This window comes from Myxococcus sp. AB056 (genome assembly GCF_006547365.1).
Lineage (GTDB): Bacteria > Myxococcota > Myxococcia > Myxococcales > Myxococcaceae > Myxococcus > Myxococcus virescens.
The window spans coordinates 89,797-108,852 of record NZ_VHLB01000012.1 but is presented as its reverse complement, the minus strand read 5'-3'; the positions used below and the strand labels follow the sequence as shown (position 1 = coordinate 108,852).

Sequence of the window (19,056 nt, the reverse complement as noted above, 5' to 3'; positions counted from 1 at the left end):
CTCCTTCATGATGAGCGCGTCCGGGGCTTGCCCAGCGCGTGAGTCAGGCGGTCCAACACGATGGCCAGGATGACCACCGCGATGCCGCTCTCGAAGCCCAGCCCGATGCGGAGCTGGGTGATGCCCTTCAGGACCTGCTCGCCCAGTCCCCCCGCGCCAATCATGGCGGAGATGACCACCATGGACAGCGACAGCATGATGGTCTGGTTCACTCCGGCCAGCAGCGTGGGGACGGCGATGGGGAGCTGAACGTTGAGCAACGTCTGACGCGGCGTCGCGCCAAACGCGATGGCGGCCTCCACGACTTCGGCGGGCACCTGCCGGATGCCCAGGTTGGTGAGGCGCACCGCGGGCGGCATGGCGAAGATGACGGTGGCCACCACGCCGGGCACCTTCCCCAGCCGGAAGAAGAGCACTGCGGGGATGAGGTAGACGAAGGCGGGCATCGTCTGCATCAGGTCCAGGGCGGGCCGCAGCACCCGCTCCACGACGCGGCTGTACGCGGCCCAGATGCCCAGGGGGATGCCCAGCACCAGCGCCACCATCGCCGAGCTGAGGACCAGCGCCAGCGTCTCCATGGTGGCCTTCCACAGGCCCATGTCCTGGATGAGCAACATGCCCAGCGCCGTGAAGACGGCCGTGCCCAGGCCGGACAGGCGCCAGGCGAGCACCATCAACACCGCGATGATGGCGTAGCTGGGCGGCAGGAGCAGCGCGCTCTCCAGGCCGTTGATGCAGGCCGTGAGCACCGAACGGATGGCGTCGAACAGCGGCGCGCCACGCGTGCCCAGCCAGTCAATCAGCTCCTCGAAACCTTCGCCGATTCTCAGTGTGCTCATGTCAGCGCTGCTCCCCCGCGATGCTGGCCAGCAGCGTGGCGCGGCTCACGATGCCCAGGAACGACTGGTCCTCGGCGACGACGGCGATGGGAATCTGAGTCGTGGCCGCCACCGCCACCAGCTTCGCCAGCGGCGTGTCCGGTGACGTGGTGGGCAAGTCGGTGACGAGCGCCCCCTCCAGGCTGTGCTTGTTCTCCGCCATGAGCCGCAGCGTGTCCTCGATGCGCACCAGGCCCACCAGCTTGCGGGCCTGGTTGGTCACGAAGAGCGTGGAGGTGCCCGACTCGCGCATGCGCTTGACGGCCAGGGCGGGCCCGTCCTTCGGGTGCACCACCGACTCCGGCCGCCGCATGATGGTCCGCGCGGTGAGGACCTTGGTGCGGTCCACGTGCTCCACGAAGGCGCGCACGTAGTCGTCCGCGGGGCTCCTGAGGATTTCCTCCGGCGTGCCGAGCTGCGCGATGCGCCCGTCCTTCATGATGACGATGCGCCCACCCAGCTTCAGCGCCTCATCCAGGTCATGGGTGATGAACACGATGGTCTTGTTCATCCGGGACTGGAGCTCCAGCAGCTCGTCCTGCATCTGCCGGCGGATGAGCGGGTCCAACGCGCTGAAGGCCTCGTCCATGAGCAGGATTTCCGCGTCGGTGGCAATGGCCCGCGCCAGCCCCACGCGCTGCTGCATGCCGCCGCTGAGCTCGCGAGGCAGCTTCTCCTCGTAGCCTTTCAGGCCCACCAGCTCGAGCGCCTGCATCGCCTTGGGCCGCGACTCCCGCCGCTCCAGGCCCTGCATCTCCAGCCCGTACTCCACGTTCCGGATGATGCTGCGGTGGGGCAGCAGGCCGAAGTTCTGGAACACCATGGCCATCTTCCGGCGCCGGACGTCCAGCAGACCCGCCCTGTCCGCCCGGGTGACGTCCACGCCGTCCACGTGCACGCTGCCGGCGGAGGGCTCGATGAGGCGGTTGAGGCAGCGGAGCACCGTGGACTTGCCGCTGCCGGACAGGCCCATGATGACGAAGATTTCGCCGGCCTTCACATCGAAGGAAGCCTCCTGGATGGCGACGGTGCAACCCGTCTCCTCCAGGATCTGCTGCTTGCTCTGCCCCTTCTCCAGCAGGGCAATGGCCCGCTCCGGGTTGCCGCCGTAGATCTTCCGCAAGCCACGGACTTCAATCTTCTCCATGGGGCCTCTCAGAAGTAGTAGCCGACGTTGATGTTGAAGCGCGTCTCCCACGGGGCATTCGGATCGCCCTCCGCAAGTGCGTGGCCATAAGCAGGCCCCAGCCAGGGCTGGTTCTTCCCGCTGGCCACGTCCACGTAGGTGTAGACGGGCCCCGCGGTGACGAGCATGCCGAGCACGTTCTGCATCGACGTCTCGAACGCGGCGTTGGCTTTGTCGAAGAGGCTGAAGTCGTCGTAGAAGGTCAGCTTCGTGATGGGGCCCCACGACACGGGCACGTCGTACGAAAGGCCCGCCGCGTAGACGGTGCCCCGGGTGGCCATCTTGTAGGGCGCGTCATAGGCCCCCATCGTCACGATGGAGTCGTCGTGGCCCTCGGGGTTCTTCAGGTCGTAGCCGTAGCTGAGGACCTCCATGCGGAGGTTGAACGGGCCGTAGTAGCCGTCCAGGTGCACCGCGCCAGCCCAGTTCAGGCCATTGCGCTTGGTGACGCTGTTGTAGATCTGCCCGGTCTGCGCGGAGACGCCCACTTCCGTGCGGCCCAGGTCCCCGTGCTGGAATGTGTACGCCGCGCGTGCATTGAGCTTGTTGCTCTCGTGGTTCGCGCTCTCCACGCCCAGGTATGCCTCGCCCGGGTTGGAGCTGCTCACCTGCACCACGTCATACGAGTAGCGCGCGCTGTCCGTGCTCCGGCCGGTGAAGCTGCCCTCGTCGTTCTTGTAGAAGGCGACCTGCAGGTCCCATGGCCCCTGCGTGTGGACCAGCTTCAGACCCAGGTCGTAGTCGTCCTCCATCCCCATGTAGTAGGGCAGGGAGAAGAACCAGTTATGTGAGGCGTAGGGCAGCACGCCGAAGGGCACGCGGTGTACGCCGAACTGGAGCTGGGTCGCCTTCGTGAACTCATAGCCCACCCAGCCGTGGTGGAGCATGGAGTACCCCGAATAGAGGCGGTACTCGGCGGACAGCAACACCTTGGAAAGTCTGGCGTCGACGTTGAGCCGGAATGTATCGAACGCCACGTCGCCACCGCGATTGCGGTTGTCTTCTTCTCCAGGCCACGTCTTGAAGAAGGCATTGAGGCGCAGCGCACCGCCGACCTTGAGCATGTCCGGGTCTTCCACCACCTCCTCATCGGCGCGTGCTTCGGGCGCGAGCAGGCAGGTCAATCCAGACAAGAAAAGCGCATGCGAGAAACGGGTAAGACGGGTGGACAACCGCAACTCCTGGCAAGGGACGACAGGCGCGAGCGGACCAGAACGGGCCACACTCGTCCTGAGCGCCAGACGTGGCACAAGGGGCGGCCCTCTCCCGATCCACACTCAGCGAGGACGCTGGCGCGCGAGACAGTCCACCCAGGGGACAGTGCAATCAGTCGTTAACAGGTCAGACGGAGCACGTCCATACTTTTGAGCTCAAACAATGTGGAAACAGGGCGCCGCCCGCCTGCTCGCGGGGCATGAGCGGCGCGCCCGCCAACCCACACGGGCGGCTCAAGGCGCCTGTGTCACCGCTGTCTATCTCCTCATTCCGTGACGCTTCAGCGGCCGGAGCGTCAAATCCAGATGCCCCTCCCCTGTTGCCGGCGATGCCTCTCAAGCCCACGGGCGACCACCGCCATCAGTGTCAGTGGAGGGTGAACACGCCCCGCAAGTCATCCCAGAGCAGCCCATGGCGCCGCAGAATCCGCGTCAGGTCCGGCTCCACGGGCGGCGGGTGTGCGAAGGCGTCGAAGCCCAGTAGGTGGAACGTCCGGTCGGAAGCCGCTGCCGCCAGCCACGCTCCATCGGAAGAGAAGGCCACAGCGGAGACGAACCCCTGCAGCCCGGGCACCTCCCCCATGAGCGCCCCGTCGGGAAGCCGCCAGACCTTCAGCTCTCCTCCCATTCCGCCGGACGCCACGAACGCCCCCTGAGGCGCCACCGCGAGCGACAAGACGCCGACCGTGCGCGAATCCATCGAGGTCAGCACGCGGCCGTCATCTGGGCTCCAGAGCCGGATGGGCTGACGCATTCCCGCGGTCAGCAACTCCCCGGACGCCAGGAACGTGACGGCGCGCACCCGGTCGCCCGCCTCCAGGACGCGAATCACCGCGCCTCGCGCCACGTCCCAGATACGCACCGTGTGGTCCGCTGCGCCCGAAGCCAGCCTTTGCCCCGTGGCATCGAATGCCAATGCCCACGCCTTCCCGGTGTGCCCTGTCAGCCGGGCCACCTGGGTCGCGGAGGGGACAGCCCACAGCACGACGTCCTGCGCCACCCCCGCGGCGAGGAATGCGCCGTCTGGGCTGAAGGCCAACGCCCGGATGGATTCGTGCGCGGCCGGAATCACCATCAGCTGATTTCCGGACCGGACGTCTCGCACACGCACCTCCCCCTTCAACGTTCCCACCGCGAGCAACCGCCGGTCCGCGCTCACGGCCACGGCCCCCACGGCGTCCGGTGCCTCCAGGCGAGAGTGGAGTTCGCCTCCGGACGAGGCCGACCAGCTCCGCAGACCGTCCTCCCCACCCGACACGAAGGTGTCTGGCCCCACGGAGGTCAGCACCTCAGGCCAGGCGGGAAGCTCCCGCAGCAGGACGTCCGGAGGCACCTCGGGCCGCGACCAGACCTTGAGGACACCGTCCATGCCACCGGACGCGAACCTGCGCCCGTCCGGGGACAGGGCCACGGCCATCACGAAGGTCCGGTGCGCATCCAACCGCTCCAGGACCTCGCCACCTCCGCGCACGTCCACGCGCTGCACGCGTCCCTCCCACCCCGCCTGCACGAGCTGCTGGAAACCCGTATCGATGGCCACGGCCGAAAGCGCCCCCGTGTTGCGCTGCACGTCGAGCAGGGCCCCGCTCCGGGCATCCCAGAAACGGATGGCCCGGTCCGCGGACGCGGTCATCACCCGCTCGCCATCCGCGGAGAACGCACAGGACTCCACCTTGTCCCCGTGTCCCGTCAGCCGGTGCAGCTCGCGACGCGCCGTCAGGTCCCACACCCGCGCGGTCCGGTCCATGCTCGATGACACGAGCCGTCCTCCGTCGGGGGAGAAAGCCACCGCGATGACGATGTCGTCATGCGTGAACCGAAGCACCTCCGCACCGTCGCGGATGCGCCAGACACGAATCGTCCGGTCCAGGCCACCACTCGCCAGCCACTCACCATCCGGGGAAAAGGCCAGGCCCCGCACGACATCCGTGTGCCCGGACAGCAAGGCCACCCTGCGCCCCTGCTTCCAATCCCAGAGCCAGAGCGCGCCGGGCCTGCCGGCGGCGGCCAGCCACCGGCCATCGGGAGAGAACGCGACGGCATGGAGCTCGGCTTTGTGGCCCTTCAGCTCCGCCACCTGCGCTCCGGCCTCCACGTCCCAGACGCGCACGACCGCGTCATACCCTCCCGAGGCCAGCAGCCTGCCGTCCTGTGAGAAGGCCAGCGCCAGCACCGAACCCTCGAACTGCTTTGCCCACTCGAGCGACGAGGCGCGCTTCTCCGCCCACACCTGTCCCCAGCGCGCCGTGGGTGAGTCTTCCGTGTGTCTCGCGGACGCGAAGTAGCCCGCCGCCAGGGCCCATTGCTTCGACTCAATGGCCGCGTCACCGCGGGCCCGGAAGAGTTCGGACCGAGCGTCTCGCACCGCAAGGACCTCGGGCGAGGAGCGCCGCCCCGCGCAGGACACCGTGAGCAGGACCAGGACCCACCACCACGAACGCAGGCGCATTCCGGATTCATCACCCGGGGCATGGCTCCGGCACAATCCCCTTCGCCCAGCGCATGAGCCCGTGGCGGAACCGACACCGAGCATTACCGGCTTTACTGCTTTCGCATTTTCCAGGGTGGTTGGACCGTACACATCCCCCAGAGCCTCACGTGTTTCGAAACGCCCCCTCCTGCCGTGCATGGTTGGTCGTGGGCGCCCTGGCGCTCCCACTGGCCTGTGGTCCTCAAACGGAATGGGAGCCACCATGACGTACGACGTCACCGGGCTGACAAACGGCACGGCGGGCGCGCTCATCGAGGACACCTAAATCGACATGCGGCCTACGCGCATAGGCGGACAGGGCTGCGATCATCCCGTGGGCATTGCGCTCTACGACACCATGCGTGATGTGGTAATTCGCCCGGCCACCGAGCCCAACGTCGCGGGACGCCAGGGCACGCTGCTCGACGCCAGCCGGCTGAACGCCACCGGCTCCGTGACTGGCAATACAATCATCTATTGCAAGTCCTTCTCCCGCTCGAACCGAATCGAGTAGGTCCCAGGCGAAACTCCATCCAAGCGATAGACGCCAGTGGCATCCGTCTCCGTCCGCATCTCTCCCGGCGACGAGGATGAACTTACCGTCACGCTGACGCCCGGAAGAAGGTGTTCCCATTCGGAATCAATGACTGTTCCGACAATGGCAGCATGAGGCCTCTCCGCTTCACACCAGCATGGCACGGCGACTTGCGCATGGATTGACAATCTCCACCCCGCGCTGCCGCTCAGGACATAGCCATCATCAGACAACCATCCGGGAGCCAGGGCCCCAGACCTCGAACTCAACCCCTGTGGCGACGAAGGAAGACGAGGCTCCTGGTCTGCCCTTCTCCCCAATCGAGCCTGCCAAGCGCCACGTCCTCGTCCCTCCGCCAACGCGTGCCTGGGCGCCCCCTCCTGCCCACCTGCCGTGAACGCGCCTTCGCGCTCGCCGACTGTCGTCCCTAGCTTGGCTGTAGGGGCCTTTCCCATCACGGCCCCACGGAGGAGAAAGCCATGCCCCTGGACCCTCGAAGTGAGCCTGCGCGCACAGGCGAAGGACGGCCGTCCGGGCTGCCCCCAGGCCGGGTCGAGCAGTTACGGGCCCGCTTGCGCGGCCGGCTCGTGCGCCCCGGGGACGCGGACTACGACGAGCACTGCCGCGTCTACAACGCCATGATTCACAAGCGGCCGGCGTTGATTGCCCGGTGCGCCGACGTGGCGGACGTCCTCGCGGCGGTGGAGTTCGCACGCGAGCAAGGCCTCATGCTCGCGGTCCGTGGGGGTGGGCACAACGGTGCCGGCCTGGGTACCTGCGACGGGGGACTCGTCGTCGACCTGTCGCTCATGCGCGGCGTCCGGGTCGCCCCCGAATCAGGCACCGTGCGTGTCGCGGGTGGAAGCGTTTGGGGCGAAGTGGACCATGCCACGCACGCGTTCGGGCTCGCCGTTCCCTCGGGAATCATCTCCACCACGGGCGTGGGGGGCCTCACATTGGGTGGTGGCCTGGGCCACCTCTCGCGTCGCTACGGCCTCACCATCGACAGCCTGCTCGCCGTGGACATGGTGCTGGCGGACGGGCGCTTCGTCACCGCGAACGCCCAGCAGCACCCGGACCTGTTCTGGGCCGTGCGCGGCGGTGGCGGCAACTTTGGCGTCGTCACGTCCTTCCTCTTCCAGGCCCACCCGGTGGACACCATCCTGGGAGGGCCGACGCTCTGGCCCCTGGAACGCGCCGAGGAGGTGATGCGGTGGTACCGCGAGTTCATCCCCACCGCGCCCGAGACACTCACCGGCTTCTTCGCCTTCCTGGTCGTCCCGCCCGCGGCGCCCTTCCCGCCCCACCTGCACTTGCAGAAGATGTGCGCGGTGGTGTGGTGCTACACCGGAGACCCGGCTCAAGCCGACGCGCTCTTCGCGCCCGTGCGCGCCATGGCCCCCGCGCTCGACGGCGTGCAGACCATGCCCTACCCCGCGCTGCAGACCATGTTCGATGCGCTCTATCCGCCGGGCCTCCAATGGTACTGGCGCGCGGACTTCGTACGGGAGCTGGGAGACGAAGCCATCTCCCGACACGTGGCGTTCGCCCACCGCCTGCCCACGATGCACTCCACCATGCACCTCTATCCCATCGACGGAGCGGCGCACCGGGCGGCACCAGGCGACACCGCCTTCAGCTTCCGGAACGCGCGGTGGGCGGAGGTCATCGTCGGAGTGGACCCCTCTCCTGAGAAGGCCGGGGACATCACCACCTGGACGAAGGACTATTGGAATGCCCTGCATCCCTATTCCGCGGGCGGCGCCTACGTGAACTTCCTCATGGACGAGGGCCAGGAGCGCGTCCAGGCAACGTACCAGGACAACTACGCAAGGCTGGTGGACGTAAAGGACCGCTACGACCCGAACAATCTTTTCCGCGTGAATCAGAACATCCGCCCCAGCACCGGCACGCCGCTTCGCCATTAAGCCACCATTCGCACGTGCCATTGCTCGCCCGGAGCGGCCTCGGTTGCTACCTTCCGTGCCCGCAGTTCGCTCCACCACCAACGGCGAGGAGACAGAAGCATGGCGACGGGCTTCGAGGCTTACAGGATGGAGGACCCCACGCTCCTGGCGAATGTGCGCGAGGCCCTGCTGCAATCCTACTTCGCGGACTTCGATGCGGGCTTCCTGAAGACGCCGGCCGGCCAGTCGGACATCGCGGACCATGTGGATGGCCGCTACAACCGGTGCGTCGACCACGTACTGCCCTGGCTCGCGCGATACACGAAGCTGAGCAAGGCGAACGTCGTCGAGCTGGGCTGTGGCACGGGCTCCAGCACGGCGGCCTTTGCCCAGGTTGTCAGCCACGTCACGGGATACGACATCCACGCGCCCTCCGTGCGCGCGGCCCAAAGCCGCATGAAGGCCCTGGGATTGCGCAACGTCGACACGCGCGTCGTGGAGCCCGCGAAGTTGCTGGAACAGCTGAGGCAGGAGAACCCCGAGGGCGCCGACATCTTCGTGCTGTACGCGGTGCTCGAACACCAGACGCCCGCCGAGCGACTGGAGACGCTCCGCACCGGCTGGGACCTGCTGCGTCCCGGTGGACTGCTCGTCGTCGTGGATACGCCCAACCGGCTCGTGTACTTCGACGCGCACACGTCCCTGATGCCGTTCTTCCACTTCCTGCCGCCTGAACTCGGGTGGCCGTATGCCTCACGTTCCCCCCGCGAGAACTTCCGAGATTCGATGGCCCAGGCGTCCGCTGAAGACGCCCCCATGCTGCTGACCCGATGGGGCATCGGCGTCAGCCACCATGAGCTCGAGCTGGCGCTGGGCGACATCGACCCCTTGTTGGTGGGGACGGGCTTCGAGCCAGAAGTGCTGGAGATGTTCCCTGTCACACTCGACGAAGAGGTGCTGCGTCTCTACGTGGAGAAGAGCGGCGCTCGCGTCCCCAAGGCCCTCACCCGGAACACGCTGAACTTCGTTCTTCGCAAGGGTGACAACGCCGACCTCATCGCCCGCCGGCCTTCGCCGCCTCCGGTGCGACACCTCGTCAACGAGACGTCGAACCCGGTCCAGGCGCAACGCCTCCACGAACTGGAACAGCGCCTCCTGGAGCAGGCCCAGCGCATCCGGGAGCTGGAAGAGCATATCGCCACCCCGCCCCTGCGACACCAGCTCGCGGATCAGCTCAACGGCGCCCTCAAACAGACGGCCCTTCACCGTCAGGCCCGGAAGCTCGTCGAATGGTCGGTGGGCCGCGTCAAGCGCGGTTCGCGCTGAGTCTTCGCCGCCCCAGGACTCCCAGCCGGGTGGCGCAGTGATACACGCACCGCGCCGTCCGGTATCACCACCAGAGCATTGTCCTGCTGACGAAGCCCGTGAAACACAAAAACCGAGCAATTCCGAACCCAAGTCTCACCGCCTGTCGATGAAACACATACGGGCAGAGGCCGAGCGGCCGGGCGGGGTGAAGCAGACCCATTTTACAGGGGCGTCTCCCGCACCCGAGGATGGACGCATCCATGCGTCACATCCGCATTCCGACTCACGCGCCGGCGACTCACGCAGTCCCCGGTGTTTCACCTGTCTCACCTGCCGGCGCATGCATGTCTTCACGACACATGTCGTGGTGCTGGGTGCTGCCGTTCCTCCTGATGCTTTCCACCTCCGCGTGGGCGGACACAGGACAGCCCAGCATCGACTTGAATCAGGGCTGGAGATACCGCTGGGGAGACTCACCGCCGGGCCCCGCCGATGTACCCGCCTGGGCACTGGAGTCAGGGAATGAGCAGGCGTGGCAGCCCGTGGCGGCCCTCCGCGAGCCGCCGGGCCGGGGAGCGCACACCTTCCTCTGGCTGAGCATCCCCGTCCCCCAGGGGCAGTGGCTGGAGCCTGCGCTCTACCTGGGCACGGTGGCCAACGCCTTCGAGGTCTACGCCAACGGCCACCGCATCCATGCAAGCGGGCGGCTGAATCCCTCGGGCAAGGAGGAGACGGACAACCTCGCATGGCGGCTCATCCCCCTGCCACCCACGGTGGAAGACACGCGCCTGCTGCTGCGAATCCAGAGCAGCGGTCCAATCATCGGCGTGGGAGGAGCGGCTCGGGTGGGGGCACACCATCAACTGCTCGCGACGGTAACGCGCACGGGGCTGGCGCCCTTCGTCATGGGCATCCTGCTACTCACCATCGCCTGTGCCGCCGCCCTGGGTGCCCTGGTACGGCGTCAGACGCAGATGCTCCTGCCGCTCATCATCTTCACGAGCGGCTCGGCGGCCCTGCTTCTCGGCATGAGCGGCCTGATTCCCGCGCTCTGGGGCGGCTATCTGCTGGGGAGCCAGCTCACGCTGGTGGGCTCGCACTGCATCCTGCCCGCGCTCGCCTGGTTCATCTCCGACAGCATCCTGGAGAACCGGATGCGCTGGTTCCGGTGGAGTGCCTGGGGCGCGTGCGTGCCGGCCTCCCTTCAGGTCATCATCGTGATGGTCGACCTGGGCATGGCGCAGCGGAACCTTGGCCTCTTCGTCCTCTACTCGGTGCCTTGCCTCCTCGGGTGCGTCATCGTCGCCGGTATCTCGGCGTGGCGGGGCAACCCCGACGCGCGAATCTTCTCCATGGGCCTGGGCGTGTTCTTCGGTGTCGTCATCCACACCACGCTGCCGGTGTTCGGGCTGGCGGAGGCCACGGACTCGCTCATGCACTGGGGCTTCCTGGCGCTCGCGCTCTCATTGGTGGGCATCGTCGTGCGCCGCTCGGTGCTGGTGGTGCGCGCGCTCGCGTCGCACACGCATCAGCTCGAGGAGCGTCGTCATGAAGTGAAGCGGCTCGCCCAGGACATGGGGAGCGGTGCTGGCGAGCTGGCCGCGGTGGCGCAACAACTGCGCACGTCCAGTGAGGTGCAGACGGCGGGTGTCAGCCGGCAGGCCGCGGCGCTCCGCGAGGCGGAGCAGACGGTCCAGGAAATCCGGCAGGGCTCCCTGGTGACGGCGGACAAGGCGCGGCGGCTCGCGGGCTCCATCGAAACCGCCGAGGAGGCGGGGCGCGATGGCGGCGCGGCCATCACCCGCACGCTGACCAACCTGGAGGCCATCCGCCAGGAGGTCTCCGAGATGTCGAGCCGCATCCTCGCGCTGGACGCACGCACCCGCGAAATCTCCAGCATCGTGGACACCGTGAAGGGGCTGGCGGACCAGTCCAACATGCTGGCCATCAACGCCGCCATCGAGGCCGCGCGCAGCGGGGAGCACGGCCGGGGCTTTGGCGTCGTGTCGCGAGAGGTCCGCAGCCTCGCCGACCAGTCCATCCTGGCGACCCATCGCATCCGCGAGGTGCTCGACGGTGTGAGTCTGAGCATGCGTGAGGCCGCGAAGATGAGTGAACAGGGAGAGCAACGCGTGAAGGCGAGCCTGGACGCGGTGCGCGTCTCCGGCACCCAGCTCCAGCGGCTCACGGGCATCATCGACGACACTGGCACCAGTGTGCGGCAGATTTCCGCGGCGGTGGCGCAGCAGGACGCGGGCACCTCCCAGATTGCCCAGGCCATTCAAGACCTGTCCGCCCAGATGCGGCATACGCTGCGCACCGTCGAGGAGACGCAGAAGGTGTCGGGTTCGGTGCAAGCGCTGGCGGAGAACATGGCGGGCACGGCCCGCATCGCGCTCCAGGCGGGAACGCTCGATGACTGAGCCTCGTCCCGTGACGTCCGCGCAGTGACGGATGGGAGCGCCTCGGTTGCAGGCCCGCGCAAAGGGTGCTCAGAAGCCAGCATGGCGCAGAACATCTACGACGACCCAGGCTTCTTCGAAGGCTACAGCCAGCTGCGGCGCTCGATGGAGGGGCTCGCGGGTGCACCGGAATGGCCCGCGCTGCGGGCGATGCTGCCCGAGCTGCGGGGCCTCCGGGTGATGGACCTCGGCTGCGGCTATGGCTGGTTCTGCCGGTGGGCCCGGGAACAAGGGGCACTGCAGGTTCACGGGCTCGACGTCTCGGCGCGAATGCTGGAACGGGCCCGGCAGCTGACGCCCACCCACGACATCGTCTACACCCAGGCAGACCTGGAGACGGTGGAACTTCCTCGAGCCAGCTTCGACCTCGTCTACAGCTCCCTGGCCTTTCACTACATCGAAGACCTGCCGCGCCTGCTCGCGAAGGTGCATGCCACCCTGGTTCCGGGCGGCGCGCTGGTCTTCTCCACCGAGCATCCCATCTACATGGCTCCCACCCACCCGGGCTGGCGGGTGGATGAACAAGGCCAGAAGACATGGCCCCTCAATGGCTACCAGGCCGAGGGGCCCCGCACCACGGACTGGCTCGCCAAGGGCGTCATCAAGTACCACCGCACGCTGGGCACCTTGTTGAACGCCCTGATTCACACCGGTTTCAGTCTGCGCCAAGTCAACGAATGGGGTCCGACCGAGGCGCAGCTCTCCGCCCAGCCAGAACTGGCCGAGGAGCGGGAGCGCCCCATGATGTTGCTCGTGTCCGCGCGGCGTTAGACAAACGCGGCGGCGGCCACCCAGCCCCCCAGTAGCTCCCTGCCCTGGCGGAGTGTTATGTGACCGCCACGGATATGATGGGGGTAGGCTTGAAGCAGCCTGTGCTGTTTTGTCTCGTTTTCCTATTTAGCATTCCTTCTCTTGCCAGTGGGCGCATGGCTCCCTGGGAGGGCGCGGCGTTCGAAGCGACGGGGCCCACGATGGCTCAGGCCGCCGCGAAGCTACCGGCTCCAGCGGAAGGCACCGATGTGGAGGTTCTCCTGAAGGAGGGCCGCTACACGGAACTTGCGCCTCACCAATGGCGAGCATCGTCTCGCACCGTCTTCCGCATCATCACGCGAGCGGGCGTGCGCGCATGGTCCGAAGCCCGCGTTGAATGGTCCCCCTGGCGCCAGCAACGGCCGCTGCTGCGAGCACGCGTCATCTCCCCTGACGGCAAGGTGCACCCGCTCGACGAACAGACGCTGCACGATGCGCCCGTGGAGGATCCTGGCCCGGACATCTACACGGACACCCGCGCGCTGCGTGCGCCACTCCCAGCCCTGCGCCCCGGCAGCCTGGTCGAGGTGGAGTCCATCGTGGAGGACACCCAGTCATTCTTCGAAGCTGGCGTCGTCACCCACTTCTACTTCGCCAGTCCCGTCCCCGTCCGCAAGGTGCGCCTGGACCTGGACGTGGCGCTGACAACGCAACTCACACTGCGTGTCCAGGGCCTCCCCCTGGATCCGTTGCCACAACACCAGTCCGACCGGAAACGCCTGTCATTCGAAGGGGGTCCCTACGCCCCCGTGGCTCCGCTCGAAGCGGACATGCCGCCGGCGCAGGCCTTCTACCCGCATGTCGCCTTCTCCACCGGGCGCTCCTGGAACGACGTGGCTGCCAGCTACCACCGGATTGTCGAAGGCCGGCTGGAGGGTGCTTCGCTCCAGCCCCGCGCGCGTGAGCTGAGCAAGGGCACGAAAGACCGGCGCGTCATCGCACAGCGCATGCTGGAGCACGTGCGTCAATCGGTGCGCTACACGGGCCTGGAATTCGGCGCGGCGGCCATCGTTCCCGCCCGGCCTCAGGAAGTGCTCACGCGGCAGTATGGCGACTGCAAGGAGATGTCCACCCTCCTCGTCGGGCTGCTCCGCGGAGCGGGGATTCCCGCCCATGTAGCGCTCGTGCGTGTCGGCCGTGAGGACGTGCCCCAGTTGCCGGGCATGGGGTTCTTCAATCACGCCATCGTCTACGTGCCCGGGTCGCCCGATTTGTGGATGGACCCCACCGACCCGGGTGCGGAAGCCGGCGTGGTCGCTCCCGAGCTGCAAGGGCGCCACGCGCTCGTGGCCACCCCGGACACCCAGGGGCTCGTGCGCATCGACGAGACGCTTCCGGAACGGAACACCGCCATCTTCACGCGGACCGTGACGCTGTCCGAGGAAGGGCCCGCGCGCGTGCATGAACTCCGGGAGTTCACTGGGGCACTGGCGGTCCAATACCGACGCCTGCTGAAAGAGCTGCGGCCCATGGACTTCCGCCGGAACATGGAGGCCGTGGCCACCGCGCAGTATCAGGGCACGCTGGAGGGGATGAAGCACTCGCCGCTGGATGAGGTCTCCGGCCCCTTCCGCATGGAGCTGGACATCGCCTCCGCTCGCTTCGCCGCGACGAGTTGGCGCAGCGTCCAGGTGCCACTGCGCATCGAGTCCCCCCTCGCCTGGCTTCCCGACACGCTGGATGACGTCCGCGACCTGTTGCCGGATGAACTCGGCCGCGTCCGGCCACCTCCCGCCCGGCGACAGGCCGACCTGGTGCTGCCCGTGGCCTACCGCGCCGAGGCACGCTACCGCCTGAAGCCGCCCCGCGGGTTCGCCGTGAACGCCGTTCCCCGGGACGAAACGCTGGCGTTGGGGCCCGCCTCACTCTCTCTTCGATACATGCGTGAGCAGGATGGCGGACTGTCCGCCACCTACGTGTTCGACTCGGGCAAGCGTCGCTACACCCCTGATGAGGTCAACGCGTTCCGAACCGCGCTCGCGGACCTGGTCCGACGGGAAGCCCAGGCAGTGGAGTTCGAGGACCGTGGCTCGCGGCTCGTCGAGGGCGCCCGCGTCCGGGACGGGCTCGCCGTGTATGAGAGATGGCTGACCGCTCGCCCGGACTCCGCGCTGGTGCGAGCCCGGTACGCGGGCACCCTGCTACGGCTCGGTTTCGGCGGACAGGCGCGGGAGGAGGCCCGCCGCGCGGTGACGCAGCGTCCGGACTCCCCTCTGGCCCACCACGTCCTGGCGTGGGTGCTTCAACATGACCTCCACGGACGGCTGCGCCACCCCGGCGCCGACTTCGAGGGCGCAGTGGCGGCCTGCCGCAAGGCCATCAGCCTGGAACCGGAGAACGTCGCCGCCAACATCCTGCTGGCCGACATGCTGGAGCACAACGCGCACGGGGAGCGATTCGGGCAGGGCGCGCGCCTCACCGAAGCCATCACCACGTGGCGCCATCTGCGCGACACGCTCCGTGCTCGCAACGTGGATGACCGATTGATGACGGCCCTGTTCCGAGCAGGGGCGTCGACAGAGGCCCTGGAGGCCGCGCGCGTCGCCGCGCCGTCCGAGCTCAGGGGCCGGGTGATGGTCATGACGACCGCCGAACTGAAGGGTGCGGCCGACGCACTGGCGTTGGCGGAGCGCGAGTTCGAGGGGCTGGATTCGCGGCGCGAGGCCCTGACGCTCGCGGGAGACCATCTGCTCACGAAGGGCCACGCCGATGCCGCGGCGCGCCTCTTCGAAGCCGCGCTGAAGGACACCTACGACCCCGACCTCCAGTTCCGTCTAGAGCTCGCCCGGAAGTCTCGCCGCGGGCCGGAAAAGGCGAAAGACGCAGGCGCCATCGCGCTGGTGCGCAGTGTGGTCTTGGCCGCATGGACGGCCCATGACGAGCGCGCGTTCGAAGAGGCCATTCGTCCGCATCTCTCATCCAGGGACCGGAGCGACAGCGAGTTTCGTCGCAAGCTGCGGGCCCTGCATGCCTATGCATCGCGGCATGCGAAGTCCTTCTGGAACGTGACGGATGCGAAGTTCCGGGCGGAGCTCGCGGTGTCCGCGCTCGACCTGAAGCCCGACGGGCAAGAGAAGGTCGGGTATCGCGTCCGCCTGAACCTGCTGCTGGGCGACCAGACGTTCGAGGACGCCTGGTACGTGGTGCGCGAGAACAAGGAGTACAAGCTGCTGGCCTCCGCGAGCGACCCGCGCCCGCTTGGCGCGGAAGCCTTGAGGTGGCTGGACGCGGGCCATCTGAAGGAAGCCATCCAGTGGATTCGCTGGGCGGTGGCGGACACCCGCGACATTCCTCCCGAAGGACTCTCTCCGCTCGCCTCCTTCGTGAGTACCCTCAAGGGCTTCTCTGGGATGGAGGGCGTCACCCACCTGCGTGCCGCGTCCGCCTATCTGGGCGCGAACACGGGTGATGCACGCGTGCTGAAGACGCTGCGCTCCCAAGCCTCCTTCGCATCGGGAGTCGAGCGTCACCGGCTGATGATGGCCCTGGCCGTGGCCTTGAAGGCAGCCGGAAAAGGCCCGGACGCAGAGGCATTGCTGGATGAAGTGCGTGAGGACGTCCCCGCGTCCGAGGACGCCTTCAACATGAAGCGAGAGTTCTTGGTGGAGCGAGGCCGCTGGCGGTCGCTCCGCGACGCAGCCGACCGCCGACTCGGGCTGCTGCACACCGACCCGCTCGGAATGGAAACGCTGCTGGTGGCGGCGGTGAACGAACAACACTGGGACGATGTGGGCCGGACGGGAAAGCAGCTCGTGGACCAGGGAGCCGCCGGTGCGGAGGCATACCGGACGCTGGCCTGGGCGGCGCTCCTGCGTGGGCGCGTCACAGCGGACGACGTCCAGTGGGCGCAGCGAGCCGTTCGCATGAGCCGGGTGGACGACCTCGAAACCCTGTCGCTTCTGGCCACGCTCCTCGTAGAGACTGGGAAGTTGGAAGAGGCGCGCAAGCTGATGGACAGCGCACTCGCCCAGCACACCCCCGCAGAACTGACTCCAGGCATGCTCTATGCCCGCGCACGTCTGGCGGAAGCGTTCGGCCTGCCCGATGCGGCGCAAGCCCTCTATCGCGCCATGCCCGGCCCCAACGACTCCGATGCCCGCTCCTTCCAGAAGCTCGCCAAGAGCCGCATGAACCGGGGCCGGAGCACCAAGACCGCCACGGCGAGAGACTGAGCATTGGCATCCATACCAGCGCACCGACAGCAGAATAGCGGCAACGAGCGTTCCGCCATCCTTGGCCTGAGCACCGCCATGCCACTGGGGTGCTCGGTCGCGGCGCTGCGGACGCCCGCCGCAGCCGCAGGCGTGGAGAAAAACCCTGTCCCTCCTCGGGCGTCCTCTGCCTCTTCGAGGACTGCGTCGGCGGGCCTTGCCCCATTGGCCCCGGCGGCAAGCCGTTGTCGCGTGCAGCGGGCACAGCGGGTAGGCCCGGCGCCCGAGCCCCTGCCTGGCCCTCCCCGCGCATGAAGCGGCGCATCCCGGAGCTCCGGCTCCGGATTGCCGGGCATTGAAGCGTCCTGTGCCCGGACGCGTGGAACCCTCCCAGTCAATGGCAGCCCTCCCGTCGTGTCCGCACCCTGGGCCTCGCGTCAAAGGGGAGGCAGCTCATGAAGGGTTGGCGGCTGGGTTGTGCAGCACTCGCGGCGTGGTGGTTGGTTGGATGCATGGGAGGACCCGACGAGCAGGCAGACAGCTTCGCGGAGCAGGCGGCGTCGGAGTCTGTCGAACAGGAAAGCGTCGAAGCACAGTGGAAGAACGCGGAGAAGAAAGTCTATTCAGAGAACTTCGGGAAAGGCGCGGGCCCCGAGTGGAGCCACCGCACCGTGTCCCGGACGCCGAAGGGAGAACGAAAGTTCCTGGGGCCCTTCAGCGAACAGGAAGTCACGCTCAACCTGGCCGGCCTGCCGGACCATGACGAGGTCGAGGTCCAGTTGGAGCTGTTCGTCCTCAAGTCGTGGGACGGTAACGACACGACGAAGGGGCCAGACCGCTGGGTCGCGAGCGTGGACGATGGTCCCGTCCTGCTGGACGCCACCTTCTCCAATGACGACGCGCCGTTCGACGCACGCTACGAGCAGTCGTACCCGAAGCCCTATCTCCAAGGCAGCCACCCGGGCCTCACCGGCGCATCGATGAAGGGCAAGCTCGGGTACCAGGACGAGTCCGGCTATGGCAGCAAGGGGGACGCCATCTACCCCCTGTCCTTCACCTTCCGGCACACCGGAGACCGGCTGACACTCCGCTTCGCGGACCCGCCTCGAGGCGAGGCCAACGAACAGTGGGGCCTGGATTCAGTGAAGGTGAAGGTCCGGAAGAAGAAGGGAGGCGACCTGCTGGTCAGCAACAACGTGAACAGCAGCGTGCTGCGCTACGACGGGAAGACGGGCGACTTCGTGGGCGTCTTCATCCCGCCTGGCGCCGGCGGGCTCAACAACCCGCAGGAGCTCGTCTACGGCCCTGACGGCAATCTCTACATCGCCAGCTTCGCCAGCAGGGAGGTGCTGCGCTTCAACGGGAAGACGGGCGCCTTCATCGACATCTTCGTGCCCGTGGGCAGTGGCGGGCTGGGCTTCCCCGGCGGCCTCATCTTCGGTCCTGATGGCAACCTGTATGTCGCCGACAGCTTTGGCGGCACCAACAGCGTGCTGCGCTACGACGGGACGACAGGCGCCTTCATCGACGTGTTCGCTTCGGGCGGCGGACTGCTCGTTCCCCAGAAGATGGCGTTCGACAAGAAGGGGAACCTGTTCGTCGTCAGCATCATCGGCAACAACGTGGTGCGCTACGACGAGAATGGCGCGCCCTTCCCCGCGGCCGGACAGCCCGGTGCCATCTTCATCCCGGACATCGACGCGGTGACGATTGCCATTCGCAAGGACCACAAGCTCTACGTTGGCACCACGGCTGGAGATGACGTCCTGCGCTTCAACGCCAAGACAGGCGCCTTCATCGACGTCTTCGTCGAGTCGGGGAGCGGTGGCCTGACTGACTTCGTGGACATGGAGTTCGGTCCCGACGGCAACCTGTACATCCCGGACTTCCTCCCGGCCACGGTGTTGCGCTTCAGCGGGAAGACGGGGGACTTCATTGACGTCTTCGTGCCGGCGGGGAGTGGCGGCGGCGCCAATGCGGCCACCCTGACGTTCATGCCCTCGAAGCGACACAAGCCGCACGGGCACGACGCGAACTGAGCGCCGCTGTCCCCTGAAGCCCCAAGCAGGGCCTCGCCTCCGCTCCCGGATGAGCGCCACCAGCGCTCGAAGGCTGGCGGAGGCGAGCCGCCCCTT

General features: G+C 67.5%; 12 protein-coding genes. 7 read left to right on the top strand and 5 right to left on the bottom strand.

Features of this window, described 5'->3' with window-relative positions; translation table 11 throughout:
• Positions 1–5 precede the first annotated feature (5 nt).
• From FMP39_RS08295 to FMP39_RS08280, 4 genes are all read right to left on the bottom strand, one after another.
• Positions 6–839 carry a proline/glycine betaine ABC transporter permease gene (locus FMP39_RS08295; protein ID WP_141589418.1) on the bottom strand — a complete coding sequence of 278 codons (834 nt, stop codon included), beginning with the start codon at positions 837–839 and terminating at the stop codon, positions 6–8.
• A 1-nt stretch (position 840) separates the two neighbouring features.
• The gene (locus tag FMP39_RS08290; protein ID WP_141589417.1) at positions 841–2,025 is read right to left on the bottom strand and encodes a glycine betaine/L-proline ABC transporter ATP-binding protein; all 1,185 of its coding nucleotides are present in this window, start codon (positions 2,023–2,025) and stop codon (positions 841–843) included.
• Positions 2,026–2,033: 8 nt separating this feature from the next.
• Entirely contained in the window at positions 2,034–3,188 is a 1,155-nt protein-coding gene (locus FMP39_RS08285) for a hypothetical protein (RefSeq protein ID WP_141589443.1), read from the bottom strand.
• A gap of 457 nt (positions 3,189–3,645) precedes the next feature.
• Positions 3,646–5,727 carry a WD40 repeat domain-containing protein gene (locus FMP39_RS08280; protein ID WP_228557795.1) on the bottom strand — a complete coding sequence of 694 codons (2,082 nt, stop codon included), beginning with the start codon at positions 5,725–5,727 and terminating at the stop codon, positions 3,646–3,648.
• Between the two features lie 379 nt (positions 5,728–6,106).
• Between FMP39_RS08280 and FMP39_RS08275 the strand changes: the two genes are divergently transcribed.
• Entirely contained in the window at positions 6,107–6,262 is a 156-nt protein-coding gene (locus tag FMP39_RS08275) for a hypothetical protein (protein ID WP_153904234.1), read from the top strand.
• On the opposite strand, the gene FMP39_RS38660 is transcribed toward FMP39_RS08275, so the two are convergent.
• Positions 6,223–6,738: a carboxypeptidase-like regulatory domain-containing protein gene (locus FMP39_RS38660; protein WP_141589415.1), complete on the bottom strand. Its 516-nt coding sequence runs from the start codon at positions 6,736–6,738 to the stop codon at positions 6,223–6,225. The genes FMP39_RS08275 and FMP39_RS38660 overlap by 40 nt on opposite strands.
• 24 nt (positions 6,739–6,762) lie before the next feature.
• Between FMP39_RS38660 and FMP39_RS08265 the strand changes: the two genes are divergently transcribed.
• From FMP39_RS08265 to FMP39_RS08240, 6 genes are all read left to right on the top strand, one after another.
• Positions 6,763–8,211 carry an FAD-binding oxidoreductase gene (locus FMP39_RS08265; RefSeq protein WP_141589414.1) on the top strand — a complete coding sequence of 483 codons (1,449 nt, stop codon included), beginning with the start codon at positions 6,763–6,765 and terminating at the stop codon, positions 8,209–8,211.
• Positions 8,212–8,310: 99 nt separating this feature from the next.
• The gene (locus FMP39_RS08260; protein WP_141589413.1) at positions 8,311–9,516 is read left to right on the top strand and encodes a bifunctional 2-polyprenyl-6-hydroxyphenol methylase/3-demethylubiquinol 3-O-methyltransferase UbiG; all 1,206 of its coding nucleotides are present in this window, start codon (positions 8,311–8,313) and stop codon (positions 9,514–9,516) included.
• Between the two features lie 326 nt (positions 9,517–9,842).
• On the top strand, positions 9,843–11,921 hold the full coding sequence (locus FMP39_RS08255; RefSeq protein ID WP_228557794.1) for a methyl-accepting chemotaxis protein: 2,079 nt from the start codon (positions 9,843–9,845) through the stop codon (positions 11,919–11,921).
• Positions 11,922–12,002: 81 nt separating this feature from the next.
• Entirely contained in the window at positions 12,003–12,731 is a 729-nt protein-coding gene (locus FMP39_RS08250; protein WP_141589411.1) for a bifunctional 2-polyprenyl-6-hydroxyphenol methylase/3-demethylubiquinol 3-O-methyltransferase UbiG, read from the top strand.
• A 155-nt stretch (positions 12,732–12,886) separates the two neighbouring features.
• Positions 12,887–16,942 (top strand): DUF3857 domain-containing protein, encoded by a 4,056-nt coding sequence (locus FMP39_RS08245; RefSeq protein ID WP_194858292.1) that lies wholly within the window; start codon positions 12,887–12,889, stop codon positions 16,940–16,942.
• Positions 16,943–17,433: 491 nt separating this feature from the next.
• Positions 17,434–18,960 (top strand): SMP-30/gluconolactonase/LRE family protein, encoded by a 1,527-nt coding sequence (locus tag FMP39_RS08240; RefSeq protein WP_228557793.1) that lies wholly within the window; start codon positions 17,434–17,436, stop codon positions 18,958–18,960.
• Positions 18,961–19,056: the final 96 nt, after the last annotated feature.